This window comes from Longimycelium tulufanense (assembly GCF_014645795.1).
Lineage (GTDB): Bacteria > Actinomycetota > Actinomycetes > Mycobacteriales > Pseudonocardiaceae > Longimycelium > Longimycelium tulufanense.
In genome coordinates, this window is sequence record NZ_BMMK01000011.1 from 60,164 (window position 1) to 73,262 (window position 13,099).

At 70.9% G+C, this 13,099-nt stretch carries 13 protein-coding genes and 1 pseudogene; 7 read left to right on the plus strand and 7 right to left on the minus strand.

Annotated elements, in window-relative coordinates:
- Positions 1-28: 28 nt before the first annotated feature.
- Positions 29-568 (plus strand): GNAT family N-acetyltransferase, encoded by a 540-nt coding sequence (locus tag IEY55_RS32035; protein WP_229686330.1) that lies wholly within the window; start codon positions 29-31, stop codon positions 566-568.
- A 4-nt stretch (positions 569-572) separates the two neighbouring features.
- On the opposite strand, the pseudogene IEY55_RS32040 reads toward IEY55_RS32035, so the two are convergent.
- Positions 573-740, minus strand: a pseudogene (locus tag IEY55_RS32040) (RtcB family protein); the annotation flags it as partial.
- A gap of 357 nt (positions 741-1,097) precedes the next feature.
- Between IEY55_RS32040 and IEY55_RS13375 the strand changes: the two are divergent.
- Entirely contained in the window at positions 1,098-1,565 is a 468-nt protein-coding gene (locus tag IEY55_RS13375; protein WP_229686332.1) for a hypothetical protein, read from the plus strand.
- 251 nt (positions 1,566-1,816) lie between these two features.
- On the opposite strand, the gene IEY55_RS13380 is transcribed toward IEY55_RS13375, so the two are convergent.
- Positions 1,817-3,478 (minus strand): fumarate hydratase, encoded by a 1,662-nt coding sequence (locus IEY55_RS13380; RefSeq protein ID WP_189057619.1) that lies wholly within the window; start codon positions 3,476-3,478, stop codon positions 1,817-1,819.
- A 395-nt stretch (positions 3,479-3,873) separates the two neighbouring features.
- On the opposite strand from IEY55_RS13380, the gene IEY55_RS13385 reads away from it, so the two are divergent.
- A complete protein-coding gene (locus tag IEY55_RS13385; RefSeq protein ID WP_189057620.1) occupies positions 3,874-4,647 on the plus strand; it encodes a tyrosine-protein phosphatase in 774 nt (257 codons plus the stop codon).
- A gap of 338 nt (positions 4,648-4,985) precedes the next feature.
- Here the strand turns inward: IEY55_RS13385 and IEY55_RS13390 are convergent, their stop codons facing one another.
- The 3 genes from IEY55_RS13390 to IEY55_RS13400 all read right to left on the minus strand — a co-directional run bounded on the left by IEY55_RS13390 (position 4,986) and on the right by IEY55_RS13400 (position 8,155).
- Positions 4,986-5,963 (minus strand): sigma-70 family RNA polymerase sigma factor, encoded by a 978-nt coding sequence (locus IEY55_RS13390; RefSeq protein ID WP_189057622.1) that lies wholly within the window; start codon positions 5,961-5,963, stop codon positions 4,986-4,988.
- Positions 5,964-6,206: 243 nt separating this feature from the next.
- Positions 6,207-6,632: a D-aminoacyl-tRNA deacylase gene (dtd, locus tag IEY55_RS13395; protein ID WP_189057624.1), complete on the minus strand. Its 426-nt coding sequence runs from the start codon at positions 6,630-6,632 to the stop codon at positions 6,207-6,209.
- A complete protein-coding gene (locus IEY55_RS13400; protein ID WP_189057626.1) occupies positions 6,629-8,155 on the minus strand; it encodes a DUF7782 domain-containing protein in 1,527 nt (508 codons plus the stop codon). Before IEY55_RS13400 ends, dtd begins: the two co-directional genes overlap by 4 nt.
- Before the next feature lie 673 nt (positions 8,156-8,828).
- Between IEY55_RS13400 and IEY55_RS13405 the strand changes: the two genes are divergently transcribed.
- The gene (locus IEY55_RS13405; protein WP_189057628.1) at positions 8,829-10,019 is read left to right on the plus strand and encodes a J domain-containing protein; all 1,191 of its coding nucleotides are present in this window, start codon (positions 8,829-8,831) and stop codon (positions 10,017-10,019) included.
- Between the two features lie 12 nt (positions 10,020-10,031).
- Here the strand turns inward: IEY55_RS13405 and IEY55_RS32545 are convergent, their stop codons facing one another.
- On the minus strand, positions 10,032-10,166 hold the full coding sequence (locus tag IEY55_RS32545) for a hypothetical protein (RefSeq protein WP_268239306.1): 135 nt from the start codon (positions 10,164-10,166) through the stop codon (positions 10,032-10,034).
- Between the two features lie 149 nt (positions 10,167-10,315).
- Here IEY55_RS32545 and IEY55_RS13410 point away from each other — a divergent pair, with 149 nt between their 5' ends.
- The 3 genes from IEY55_RS13410 to IEY55_RS13420 all read left to right on the plus strand — a co-directional run bounded on the left by IEY55_RS13410 (position 10,316) and on the right by IEY55_RS13420 (position 12,135).
- The gene (locus tag IEY55_RS13410; RefSeq protein ID WP_189057630.1) at positions 10,316-10,891 is read left to right on the plus strand and encodes an HhH-GPD-type base excision DNA repair protein; all 576 of its coding nucleotides are present in this window, start codon (positions 10,316-10,318) and stop codon (positions 10,889-10,891) included.
- A gap of 95 nt (positions 10,892-10,986) precedes the next feature.
- Positions 10,987-11,751 (plus strand): class I SAM-dependent methyltransferase, encoded by a 765-nt coding sequence (locus IEY55_RS13415; RefSeq protein ID WP_189057632.1) that lies wholly within the window; start codon positions 10,987-10,989, stop codon positions 11,749-11,751.
- Positions 11,752-11,796: 45 nt separating this feature from the next.
- The gene (locus IEY55_RS13420; protein WP_189057634.1) at positions 11,797-12,135 is read left to right on the plus strand and encodes a DUF3099 domain-containing protein; all 339 of its coding nucleotides are present in this window, start codon (positions 11,797-11,799) and stop codon (positions 12,133-12,135) included.
- A gap of 39 nt (positions 12,136-12,174) precedes the next feature.
- Here IEY55_RS13420 and IEY55_RS13425 read toward each other — a convergent pair whose 3' ends face one another.
- Positions 12,175-13,089 carry a pseudouridine-5'-phosphate glycosidase gene (locus IEY55_RS13425; RefSeq protein ID WP_189057636.1) on the minus strand — a complete coding sequence of 305 codons (915 nt, stop codon included), beginning with the start codon at positions 13,087-13,089 and terminating at the stop codon, positions 12,175-12,177.
- Positions 13,090-13,099 lie beyond the last annotated feature (10 nt).

A 13,099-nucleotide genomic window follows, 5' to 3' on the forward strand; every position in this document is an offset into this window, starting at 1 on the left:
AGTGGCGCCTCCTCGCTAGCGTCACCGCATGTGGGTTCCCGAGCTGCTGACACCCAGGCTTCGGCTTCGGCCCCTCCGGCTCGCGGACAGCGGTGATCTTTACGAGCTGTTGCGGGAGCCGGCTGCTACGCGCTTCCTGCCGTTCGAGCCCACCCCGGAGTTGGTGTGGGAGCACGTCCTGGAGTCGGTCGCCGCGCGGTACACCCCGGGGATGGGCTCCTTCGTCTGGGAGGAGCGGGAAACCGGGAGATTCGTGGGGCACGGCGACCTGCGTCCATCGCAGGAAACCGAGGACGAGCGGATCGAGACAGGGTGGTACCTGATGCGGCGATACCGGGGGAGAGGACTGGCCGTGGAGGCGACGCGTGCCATCCTGCGGCACGCGTTCCGAACCATGGACCTGCCGGAGGTCATCGCGCTGGTGCACGAAGAGAACGAGGCATCACGACGAGTTGCCCGCCGGCTCGGCTTTCGCATCGAGCAATGCGGGACTTACTACGGGGGACCACACCTGCTGTACACGGTGGATAGTCGGAGTGGACAACAGGATCCTGAGGCGGTGCAGTGATCTCTGTCGACCCCTTGCCGTAATGGACGTCAGGCATGACCGCGATGTGTTTGACCACCCACGGCAGCGTCGCGATGTTTCGCAGCCGCTGCATCGCCTGCGATTCCACGTCATCGGCGCGGGTCTACAGCCGGATGTCCACGTGCTTGCCAGGGATGGTCTCGATTGCCATGCCACTACCGTAGGTAACTCGGTTCAGTGATTTTTCTTGCTGATAAACACTTTATGCGTTTCGTCGTCTTCTGTAGACGGTTCGTCCCGTCTCGCTTCCGGACGGTGTCCGGGCCTTTCCCGGCCTGAGGATCTTTCAGCGCCACCAGCAACGGAGATCCGTGCATACCACCTACGAAGTAGCGGTCTCTGGCTTGATGCCCGCCCCGCACCTGCGTCCGGCTCGAGGCGATCGTTGTGAAGGTGACGAGGCGCAACAGCACGAGTCTGCTGCGTCACGTTCCGTTCTGTGACGGTCATCCGCCATTGAGCTCCTGCACCGTGCAACCGAGTTCGGTTCGGGCACCGTCCTTGGGGCATGAGGAGGCTTGCGACCCTGATCGGTGCGGGCGGGCTGGTCCTGCTGGCCACGGCCTGTGCCAACGAACCGCGCGACGTCGGTTTCGGCGCCTCGCCCCCGCCGGTGACGAGCTCGGCGCCGTCCACGGAGCCCGAACTCGTCCCGAGACCGCCCGAGGGCGGCAATGAGGTCCCCAAGGGCCAGGTGGACGTCAGCGCGCTCCCCGAGGACTACCCGCGCCTGGTCTGGCTGCAGGGCGACGACCGGACGGTTGGCGTCCACGGCCAGGAGGGTGGCTGCGGCAAGGTCTCCGCTGCGGTGACCGAGCAGAGCGCGGAGAAGGTCCGGCTCCACCTCACGGAGAAGGTGCCGGCCAACAGCGGCCCCTGCACGATGGACCTGCGCTACCCGTCGCTGACGGTGTCGTTGGACCAGCCCCTGGGTGACCGCACGGTCGTGGTCACTGCGGAAACCGTCCAGGAGTAACCGAACGAGCGCATCCGAGCCCGGCGCGACCCTACTCACCGAGCTGGTTGTCCGCAGCGAGTGCCGTATTGCCAGCATGGGCACAGACCACCCGGGCCGCCGTTTCACGGCTATCGATGGCGAACGCGCTTACCGGAGCATCAGTCCGATTCCGCAGCACATGCGCTTCCGGTGAATGCTGGGCGCCAACACCGTGTCGATGCCTCGTGGCTGGACCGACGCCCCGGCCCAGCCACGAGGCACAGACCGGGTCAGCGCCGGAAGGAAATCTGCAGTGCCGGCTGCCCGGACTCGGCGAAGAAGTCGTTCCCCTTGTCGTCGACCACGACGAAGGCCGGGAAGTCCTCGACCTCGATCCGCCACACCGCTTCCATGCCCAGCTCGGCGTACTCCAGCACCTCGACCTTCTTGATGCAGTCCTGGGCCAGCCGGGCCGCCGGGCCACCGATCGAACCGAGGTAGAAGCCACCGTGCCGGGCACACGCCTCGGTCACCTGCCGGGACCGGTTGCCCTTGGCGAGCATCACCAGCGAGCCGCCGGCCGCCTGGAACTGCGCCACGTAGGAGTCCATCCGCCCCGCCGTGGTCGGACCGAACGAACCCGAGGCGTAGCCCTCCGGGGTCTTGGCCGGGCCCGCGTAGTACACGGGGTGGTCGCGCAGGTACTGCGGCATCTGCTCGCCGGCGTCGAGCCGCTCCTTGATCTTGGCGTGCGCGATGTCCCGCGCCACCACCAGCGGCCCGGTCAGCGACACCCGGGTCTTGACCGGCAGCGTCGCCAGCGTGGCCCGGATCTCGTCCATCGGCCGGGTCAGGTCGATCCGCACCACCTCGTCGGAGAGCTGGTCGTCGGACACCTCGGGCAGGAACCGGGCCGGGTCGCGCTCCAGCTGCTCCAGGAACACCCCCTCCGGGGTGATCTTCGCCCTGGCCTGCCGGTCCGCCGAGCAGGACACCGCGACACCCACCGGGCAGGAGGCGCCGTGCCGCGGCAGCCGGATGACCCGCACGTCGTGGCAGAAGTACTTGCCGCCGAACTGTGCGCCGATCCCGAACTGGCGCGTCATCTCCAGCACCTGTTGCTCCAGGTCGACGTCCCGGAAGGCGTGCCCGAGCGGGGAGCCCTCGGTGGGCAGCTCGTCGAGGTAGCGGGCCGAGGCCAGCTTGGCGACCTTGAGGTTGTACTCGGCCGACATGCCGCCCACCACGATGGCCAGGTGGTACGGCGGGCAGGCGGCCGTCCCGATCGAGCGCAGCTTCTCGTCCAGGAACCTGGCCAGCCGCGTCGGGTTCAGCAGCGCCTTGGTCTCCTGGTAGAGGAAGGTCTTGTTGGCGCTGCCGCCGCCCTTGGCCATGAACAGCAGTGCGTACTTCGGGTCGGTGCCCTCGGCGCTGTACAGCTCGATCTGGGCGGGCAGGTTGGTGCCGGTGTTGCGTTCCTCCCAGAAGGTGAGCGGCGCCATCTGCGAGTACCGCAGGTTGAGCTGCTGGTAGGCGTCGAACACCCCGCGCGAGAGGGCCTCGGTGTCGGTACCCCCGGTGAGGACCGTCTCGGTGCGCTTGCCGATCACGATGGCGGTGCCGGTGTCCTGACACATGGGCAGCACGCCACCCGCGGAGATGCAGGCGTTGCGCAGCAGGTCCGTGGCCACGAAGCGATCGTTGGGGCTGGCCTCCGGATCGTCCACGATCGCCCGGAGCTGGGCCAAATGCGAGGGCCGGAGCAGGTGCTGGATGTCCTGCACGGCCTCCCGCGCCAGCAGCGTCAGCACCTGCGGGTCCACCTCGAGGAAGCGGCGACCGGCGGCCTCGACCGGGCGCAGGCCCTCGGTGGTAACCAGGCGGTACTCGGTCTGGTCCGGGCCGAGCGGCAGCACGTCGGTGTGCTGGAACGTCGTGGTGGTGGCGGTCACGTCGCGAGCTCCCTTGCGCGCGTTCGGGTACCTGCTGGACCGTACCCCGCGCTCCCTCCGCCCCGGACGCTGCGGTGATGTGATCCCTGTCGGCCGCCGCCGGTCACGGACCGGTGGTTCGGAACTCGCCGATGTGACCGGCGAGCTACTGGGCGCGGCCGAAAGGCGGGACGGCAAGGGGATGCCGGCCATGGGCAGGTGTCCCGCGTGCGCTGCGCAACCGCCCCAATGTCCATGTGCACCAACAAAGTTCGGAGCCTGGGAGAACGGAGCTGGCCGGTGACGGTGGGGCCGGACGGCGGGGTACCGCCAGCACCAGATGATCATGGTGAGGCTTTGTCACGATTCGACATAGCTACAGTCGCCGATGTCTCCGTCAACGAAGGAAGGCCCGCATGACCGTCATCGAGGTCCCGCCCGCCCACCAGCCCGCCGACCGCATGGTCAACCTGCGCGACCTCGGCGGCCTGCCCACCGAGGACGGCGGCCGGACCCTGGACGGTGTGCTCTATCGCGGCGACGCCCCGCACCCGGGCGACCACACCCCGACGGGGCTGGCGCACTGGCCGCCCCGCGTGGTCGTGGACCTGCGCGCCACCATCGAGCACAACGGGCACCCGCACCCCTTGGCCTGCAACGGCACCCGGGTGCACCGGATCCCGCTGCTGGACGACATCGCGGCCGCACCGCAGGACACGCCGGTCACGTTGCCCACCCTGGTCACGATCTACACCCACCTGCTGGACGGGTCGGCCGTGGATCTCGCCCGCGTGGCCGGCATCGTCGCCGCGGCGGAGGGCCCCACCCTGATCCACTGTTCGGCCGGCAAGGACCGCACCGGTGTGGCGGTCGCGTTGCTGCTCCGCGCCGCCGGTGTCCGCCGGGACGCGGTGGTTGCCGACTACGTCCGGACCGATCGGAACATGCCTGGGGTGATGCTGCGGATGGCCGGCAACCCGATGCTCCCGCCGGGGGTGGACCCGCAGGCCGTCCGCGAGCTGATGTCCGCGCCGGCCGCGGCGATCGGGGTCGTGCTCGACCGGATCGACGCGCACCCGGGCGGGGCCTACGGCTGGCTGCGCGACCACGGCGCCCGCACCGCCGACCTGGACCGGTGGCGTGCCCGGCTGGTGGACGTTCACCGGCCGACGCGGCTGTCGACCCGGTGAGCGGGGCAGGAGCAACGAGAACGTCCCGCGAACCACCGGCGAAGAGCACGTGGGGAAACCAGCGAGAGAGCAACGGGAGAACGGGGCGCCTCGTGGGCGGTGTTGCCGTATGCCCACGAGGTGCCCGCAAAGTTCGGAAGGCCGGGCCGGCCCCCGACCGTCCCGACCTCCCGGGGGTGGCGACCGCGAAGGGTTGCTGATCCGTCGCGTCGCGTGGTCCATCGTCGACGCCCGACGTTGCCGTGACGACTGTCACAAGTCAATGCGGCCGTTCGTGTGAGTTCGCTGGGCGGTGCGGCGGCGGGGCGCCTGCCCCGTGCCTCCCCGGATCCGGGCCGTCAGCTGGCGTAGGCGCGCAACCGCTCGGCGCGGTCGCCCTGGCGGAGCTTCGCCATGACCTCGCGCTCGATCTGCCGTACCCGCTCGCGGGACAACCCGAACCGCTTGCCGATCTGGTCGAGCGTCTTGGGCTGGCCGTCGTCCAGCCCGTAGCGCATCCGGATCACGCTCTGCTCGCGCTCGTCCAGCGTCGCGAGCACCCGCCGCAGGTCGTCCTGCAGCAGGCCGGAGATGACGGCGTTCTCCGCGTCGGTGGCCTCGGCGTCCTCGATGAAGTCGCCCAGCGGGGCGTCCTCCTCGGCGCCCACCGGCATGTCCAGGCTCACCGGGTCGCGCGCGTGGTCGAGCAGGTCGGAGACCTTCTCCGCCGGGATGCCCGACTCGCTGGCCAGCTCCTCGTGCGTGGCCTCCCGGCCGAGCTGCTGGTGCAGCTCGCGCTTGATCCGGGCGAGCTTGTTCACCTGCTCCACCAGGTGCACCGGCAGCCGGATCGTGCGGCCCTGGTCGGCCATCCCGCGCGTGATCGCCTGCCGGATCCACCAGGTGGCGTAGGTGGAGAACTTGAAGCCCTTGGTGTAGTCGAACTTCTCCACGGCGCGGATCAGGCCGAGGTTGCCCTCCTGGATCAGGTCCAGCAGCGGCATGCCACGGCCGGTGTAGCGCTTGGCGAGGCTGACCACCAGCCGCAGGTTGGCCTCCAGCAGGTGGTTCTTGGCCACCCGGCCGTCGCGGACGAGCTCCTCCAGCTCGGCCCGGCGCCTGGGGGCCAGCTTGCGGGCGGTCTCCAGCATGTGCTGGGCGAACACGCCGGCCTCGATCCGCTTGGCGAGCTCGACCTCCTCCTGGGCGGTGAGCAGCTTGGTGCGGCCGATGCCGTTCAGGTACACGCGCACCAGGTCGGCTGACGGCCCCTGCGCGTCGAGGTCGACCTCGGGCATGATGACCTCAGGGTCGAAGGCGGTCTGCGGGACGGTCATCGAGCTCCCTCCCCGGTGCGGGCGGCAGGTGTGCGGGGCGTCGCACACCGGCGCTGCGCTGCGCGGTGAGCTTCGTCGCGACGCTCATCGCTGTTCGGCTGGACATCAGGGGAACGCCCGCGTTCGCGAAATCGTTCCCGAACCTTCTGTCTGCAGGACGTCGCGGCCGTCACAAGGGTTGCTCGCCCAAACCTGAAGAAAACCTGAGAGTGGGACCCCGGGTGGGGTTCGCCCCGCCGGGGCTTACACCTCGACCAGGACGGTGAACGGGCCGTCGTTGACGCTCTCCACCGTCATCATCGCGCCGAACCGGCCGGTCTGGACGTGGGCGCCCCGGGCCCGGAGCTCGGCCACCACCGTCTCCACGAGGGGCTCGGCGTGCTCCGGGCGGGCCGCCGCCGTCCACGATGGACGACGGCCCTTCCGGGTGTCTCCGTACAGAGTGAACTGGCTGACAACGAGCAGGGGAGCGTCGGTGCTGGCGCAGGACTGCTCGTCCCGCAGGATGCGCAGTTCGTGCAGCTTGCGAGCCATGGTGCTCGCGTTGTCTTTGTTGTCCGAGTGGGTGATTCCGAGTAGGACGAGCAAGCCCGGCTCCGCCAGCTCGCCCACGACCTCTCCGTCCACCGACACGCTGGCCCGCGTCACGCGGGTCACCACAGCCTTCACGCACGCTCCAACCACTCGGCCGGCACCAGCATGCCGTGCCGCACCAGCTCGCGGACGGCGGGCACCGCTGCGGCCGCGAGTGCGTCCGCCGGCTGGTCGTAGGCGGCGGAGAGCAGGGTGAGCAGGTCACCGACCGGAAGTGCTCCGTTGCACCCGGCGAGCAGTGCCTTGGCCAGCTCGTCGACCTCCTGCTGCCAGCCCGGGCCGTCGGTGCGGTGCAGCCGGCGCACCACCGGGGCCCAGCCCTCCGGCGAGGGATCGGAGACCTCCTCCAGCACCACCGACGGCGGCACCGCGAGCCGCGCGGCCAGCAGGTCGTCCGGGCCCGGGTGCAACCGCAGCCAGGACACCCGGTCCAGCCAGGCCGCGGCCTCCGGGCCCAGCGGGTCGTCGTAGGCGTGCCGCAGGTCCTCGCATACCACATCGCTGTCCGTCGCACCGTGGTAACGCAAGGTGACGAACCCGAACCCGATGCCCTCGACATCGTTGGCGTCGAACCAGTCCAGCCACCGCGCCGACTCCTCGGTGCCCAGCGGCGACCGCGGGTCCACGCCCGCGTCCCGCAGCCAGGTGCCCACGTAGTGCGCCGGGTCGGCCACGTCCCGCTGCACGAACCAGGCGTCGACTCCCGGCGGCAGCCACGAGGCCACCCGCTCGGCCCAGTCCTGGCCCCGGACGTGCAGCCAGGACGCCAGCATGTGGCCGCTGCCACCGTCGGTGAGGAAGGCGGGGAGCTGGCGCACGACGAGGGCGCTGGCGTAGTCACCGGCCAGCCCCGAGTCCCGGTAGACGTACTCCACGCGTGGCGGCCCCACGACGAACGGCGGGTTGCACACCACCTGGTCGAAGCGGCGCCCGCGGACCGGGGTGAACCACTCACCGCGCCGCAGCTCGACGTCGAGCCGGTTGAGCCGGAACGTCGCGGCGGCCAGGGTGAGCGCCCGTTGGGACACATCGGTCGCGGTGACCCGGTGGGCGTGCCGGGTGGCGTGCAGCGCCTGCACCCCGCAGCCCGTCCCGAGGTCCAGCAGCGTCCCCACCGGGCGGCGCGGGGTGGCGCGCACGAGGCTGAGTGACGCCTGCCCGATACCCAGCACGTGCTCGCTGGGCAGTGGCGCGCCGCGCTCGGCACCCGGCCCGCGGCGCAGCTCGGCGTCCTGGTCGGAGACCACCCACCAGGAGCCGCGGTCGTCGCCGTAGGGCCGCACGTCGAGCTTGGCCCGTAGCCCGCCCTCGGCGTCGGCGAGCAGGCCCGCGCTCACCGCGTCGTCCAGGTCGAGCGGAACCAGCGCCGCCCGCACGGCGCTCTCCGGTTCGACGTCGCCGAGCAGGAACATCCGGATCAGGGTGCCCAGCGCGCCCGCGTCCCGGGTCACCCGACGTACCGGCTCCGGCTCGCCCCGCCCCAGCGCGGCGTGCGCGGCGGGGCCGAGCAGCTTCAGCACTCCGTCCGCGTCGTAGCCAGTGGTCTCGAAGGCGTCGCGCAACCGGTCGCAACGCTCGTCGGTGAGTTCCGGAAGCATGTCGAAATCCTCACACGGCCGAAGTTGGGACGCGCTTCCTGACATTGTGAGCCTGGGCAGGTCAGGGGCAGGAAAGCGATCTCTGCGTGCTGGGGAAACGACGTGCGGGAGGCTGTCGCCGGTGCGGGCCCTTCGCGGTGCGCTGGTACCGACCACTGGGCGGGGACGGCGGTTCGAAGTGCATGGTTCGTGCTTGTTGGTCGATTAGGTCCGTTTTCTCACAGCGGGTGGAACGCCTCCATACGTCATGAGGAGCATTCGCGGCACAGCGGCCTTCTCGTACACCTCAACGCACGGGAGATGCCGCCGGCCTACCGGGGGAGTTCGGCGAATGTGGGGTGACGAACCCAAAAATCCCCGCACGATGCCATCCCACAGCACCGGCCTACGTCGGTCTCGACTGTCCGGTCTGTGAACGGCGCCGTGATCGGGCCGGGCAACAACGTCACGCCTCCAGGGGATTGCGAAATCCCGTCCCGTGAGCAGGTGAGTGGTGGTGGCCGTTCACGTGACCGAGTGGACGCTCCCAGTCGGCATGACTTTCCCCTGCCCCCACAAGGAAATTCCGCCTCGCAGCGAGACCGCACTTGTGGTCAACCGTCATGGAGGACAGCTGGACGCGGTAGCTCGACGGAACGGACGACCGCATATCGTGTCCGCGCCCACACGAGAGATGAGCGGAGTCGTGCGCGGGATCGACTACTACGAACTGCTCGGCGTGGACCGGACCGCGTCGTCGGCGGAGATCAAGTCTGCGTACCGGTCGCTGGCCAAGGTGATGCACCCCGACGCGGGTGGCACACCGGGAACCTTCCGCCTGCTGCGGGAGGCATACGAGACGTTGCGGGACCCGAGGCGGCGTGCCGCCTACGACCGCGGCAAGGACGACGGTGCGCAGGCGTCATCGCCGACACCTCCGTCACCTCCGACACCGCCACAACCCCGGCGCACCAGGGGAACCACGACCCGCCCCTGGATGGGGAGGACAACGGGCTTCGGCCGGCAGCGGGAGTTCGGCGTGGACCCGGATTTCGTGCCCACCCTGCCGCGGCTGGGACCGGAGGTGATCCCGTGGTGGCACGAGGTGGACCCGGGCGAGCGGGTGCGCTACGTGCCCTCGACCGCACCGAGCCCCGAGTCGGTGTTGGCGGCGCTCGGCGGATGGCTCCTGCTGCTGGTGGTCGGTCTTCTCGTCGATCTGTCACCGCTGCTGGTGGCCGTGTGGTTGGTGCTGGTGGCCGGGGTGACGACCGTGGTGGTCGGGCTCGGGCGGCGGCTGCTGGCCGCGCGGGGCGTCGACCGTGGCTTCGCCCTGGAGTTCGGCGGCCGGCGGGTGTTCGGCCGGCCCGCGGCCGAGCCGACACACCTGGCCGAGCAGCTCACCGCCGAGCTGCTGTCCCGCTACCTCACCCGGCTGCCGGGCGTGCGGATCTTCCACGGGCTCGCCTGGCCGGGTTCGGTGTTCGCCGATGTGGACCACGCCGTCCTGTGTGGGCGACGGCTCGTGCTCATCGAGTCGAAGACGTGGCTTCCCGGTCACTACACGGCCGACGAAACTGGAGCGTTGTGGCGCAACGGCCACCCGTTCCGCGGCGGTGCCGTGAGACTTCCGGATGGTGTCGCCGCCTACCGGGAACTGTTGCCCGACGTCGAGGTGCGCGGCGCCGTACTCGTCTACCCGAGCCGCGCCGGAAGCGTCACCACGGACGAGCCGGCCGACATCTCGGCACCGCCGATGAGCCCGGAGCTCTTCGTCGAGCACATCGGTGACTGGCTGGCCGAAGAACCGGCCACGGTCGACCGCAACCTTTTCCGCACGCTCCTCCGCCAGGTCGTCTCCGAGGAGCCCTACCCGGACTGCTGACCCTGCGACACCTCACTGCCGGAAGAGGAGGGACCGGAAGCCACGGGCGAGATTCCGAAGTTGCTCGCCGGCTTCCAGCCGGGTCGTGACACTGGCCGCCGCTGCGCTGCTGGTGGACCGCCACGTCGCGCCGAGGGTGGCGCCCACGCATGATCCCGCCATGTGGACCGCGCCTGGCGGAACCACTGGGTTCCCTGACCGCGTCCCGTGGGGCGTCCGATGCGTGCTGTGACGATTGTCCGGTACGACCAGGGCCGATGTGCGGTCGCGAGTGGACCGTGTCAGGCTTGCCCACCATGACCGCGAGGTTGTGTCTGGCGCAGGAACCGGGGGCTGACGCGTTGCTGACCCGGGAGCCCCTCGCGCTGCTTTTTGGGATGCTTCTGGACCAGCAGGTTCCGATGGAACGGGCGTTCGCGGCGCCGAAGCTGCTCGCGGACCGCATCGGCGGGCTGGACGCACACCGCATCGCCGCCATGAACCCCGACGAGTTCGCCGCCGCCTGCGCGGGACCGCCCGCGATCCACCGGTTCCCCGGCTCGATGGCGCGGCGGCTGCAGGCCCTGAGCGAGTACCTCGTCGAGCGCTACGACGGCCGGGTCGAGGCGCTGTGGTCCGACGGCGACCCCGACGGCGTCGAGGTGCTGCGACGGCTGAAGGACCTGCCCGGCTTCGGTGACCAGAAGGCACGCATCTTCCTGGCACTGCTGGGCAAGCAGATGGACGTGCAACCGGAGGGCTGGCGCGGGGCCGCGGGCCCCTACGGCGAGGACGGCGCCCGTCGCTCGGCCGCGGACGTGGTCGACGACCGGACCCTGCAGGAGGTCCGCGCCTTCAAGAAGCAGATGAGGACCGCCGCCAAGAAGAGCTAGCCGGAACTTCGCGCCATCGCCGACATTCCGCTGTCCAGCAACGCTCCCGGACCAAACGGGTGTACAGGCTGGCACGGCTGACCCATACTCGGCGCGTGGTCGCATCGCCACGGGACGCCACCGAGCGGTTGCGGGAGCTCCTCGCCCCCGGGACGGCCCAGCCACGGGCCCATCAGGGCTACCTCGACCTCCTCGGCGACGACACCCCGCTGCGCTCCGGGGTCGCGCAGCGCCTGATGGCCAGCCGGCTCGTACCGCTGATCTACGAGCGGTGGTGGCGCCCCGCGCTCGGTCGGGTCGCCAAGGGGCTGGCCGGGCCAAGTATGGCCGAGGAACACCGCTGGCTGACCGAGCAGCTCGCCCTCGAACCCGGCGCCCTCGTCCTCGACCTGGCCTGCGGACCCGGCAACTTCACCCGGCGCCTGGCACCCCTGGTCGGCCCGACCGGGCTGGTCGCCGGGCTGGACGCCTCGGCGACCATGCTCGCCGAGGCGGTCCGCCGGACCACCCAACCCAACGTCGCCTACCTGCGCGCGGACGCGGTGCGCCCGCCCCTGCGCGAGGGTGCCTTCGACGCGGTCTGCTGCTTCGCCGCGCTCCACCTGTTCGCCGAGCCGTTCCGCGCCCTGGACCACGTCGTCGGTCTGCTGCGCCCGGGCGGCCGGATCGCGCTGCTCACCAGTCGGCGTCGCCCGTCCGGACCACTCCGGGCGCTGGACCGGGCCCTGGGCGCGACCAGCGGCATGCGCATGTTCGATCCGGACGAGATCCGCGCCGCCCTGGCCGAGCGCGGGTTTTCCGGCCTTCGGCAGCGGGTCGCGGGGGCGACCCAGTTCGTCGCCGGCCAGCACCTAAGCTGATCAGATGAGGCGCTCGGGTTTGCCGTCCGCCGACCCAGTGGGACGATGAAGGCGGGAGGTGGTGTCGTGAAGGGCTCGCAGCGGGACGACACCCCGGTCCTGATCACCGAGGCGGCTCCGTCCTACGACGACCAGCACGCCGCGCGACGACGCAAGTACGCGATCATGATGTCGCTGCGGTTCCCGTTCCTGATCGCCGCCGGGCTCAGCTACCAGGTGCCGTGGCTGGCGGTGTTGCTGGTCCTGCTCTCGGTGCCGTTGCCGTGGATGGCGGTGCTCATCGCCAACGACCGCCCGCCGCGCAAGGCGGAAAAGGCGAGCTGGTTCCGGCGGCGCCAGAGCCGCGCGCTGGAAGCGCGGCAGCATCCCGTCATCAACACCTGAGGCGTTCGGTGGTCGCGCCGGCCGCAACGGCCGGCGCCGTCATTTCGCGCGTCGGCCACGCGCCAGCTCCACCGCCACCTCGGCCGCCAGCTGCGCGTTACCCAGCACCAACGCGGTGTTGGCCGCCAGGCTGGCGCCGCCGCTGCGCTCGTGGAAGTACGCGAGCAAGGCGGGGGTGACGTCCTTGCCGCGCACCCCACGCCGCCGCACCAGCTCCTCGCCCTCGACCAGCAGCCGGTCGTGCAGCTGGCGATCCATCTCGTGCTCCACCGGCACGGGGTTGGCCAGCAGCACCCCGGAACCGTTCGACGCCACCCGCCGGTGGGCCAGCACCGCCGCCGCGACCTCCTCCGGGCCCTCCGCCCGCCACGGCACCTCCAGGCCTGAGTCCCGCAGGTAGAAGGCGGGGAAGCGGTCGGTGCGGTAGCCGAACACGGGAACCGACCGGGTCTCCAGCTGTTCCAGCGTCGCCGGCAGGTCGAGCACCGACTTCGCCCCGGAACAGACGACGAGGACCGGGGTGTCGGCCAGCACGCCCAGGTCGGCGGAGACGTCCCAGACCGTGTCGCGGTGCACACCACCGAGCCCACCGGTGGCGAACACCCCGATGCCGGCCGCGTGCGCCAGCGCCACGCTGCCCGCGACCGTCGTCGCCCCGCTGGCCCCCGTCGCCATCGCCGGGCCCAGGTCCCGGCGGGACAGCTTCACCAGGCCGGCCGCGGGGTCGCAGACCCGGTCCAGCTCGGCCCCGGCCAGGCCGACCCGGGCTACCCCGTCCAGCACCGCGATCGTCGCGGGCACGGCACCGGCGTCCCGGACCGCCCGCTCCAACCGCGCCGCCACCTCCCGGTTCCGCGGCGCGGGCAGGCCCTGGGCCAGTAGCGTGCTCTCCAACGCCACCACCGGCCGGCCCGCCGCCACGGCCGCCGCCACCTCGTCCCGGACCTCGAGCACTTCGCCACCC

Excerpts from the sequence above, each read along its gene's own strand:
- IEY55_RS32035 (WP_229686330.1), top strand. The coding sequence starts at position 29 with ATGTGGGTTCCCGAGCTGCTGACACCCAGGCTTCGGCTTCGGCCCCTC.
- IEY55_RS13375 (WP_229686332.1), top strand. The coding sequence starts at position 1,098 with ATGAGGAGGCTTGCGACCCTGATCGGTGCGGGCGGGCTGGTCCTGCTG.
- IEY55_RS13385 (WP_189057620.1), top strand. The coding sequence starts at position 3,874 with ATGACCGTCATCGAGGTCCCGCCCGCCCACCAGCCCGCCGACCGCATG.
- IEY55_RS13390 (WP_189057622.1), bottom strand. The coding sequence starts at position 5,963 with ATGACCGTCCCGCAGACCGCCTTCGACCCTGAGGTCATCATGCCCGAG.
- IEY55_RS13400 (WP_189057626.1), bottom strand. The coding sequence starts at position 8,155 with ATGCTTCCGGAACTCACCGACGAGCGTTGCGACCGGTTGCGCGACGCC.
- IEY55_RS13405 (WP_189057628.1), top strand. The coding sequence starts at position 8,829 with ATGAGCGGAGTCGTGCGCGGGATCGACTACTACGAACTGCTCGGCGTG.
- IEY55_RS13410 (WP_189057630.1), top strand. The coding sequence starts at position 10,316 with ATGACCGCGAGGTTGTGTCTGGCGCAGGAACCGGGGGCTGACGCGTTG.
- IEY55_RS13420 (WP_189057634.1), top strand. The coding sequence starts at position 11,797 with ATGAAGGCGGGAGGTGGTGTCGTGAAGGGCTCGCAGCGGGACGACACC.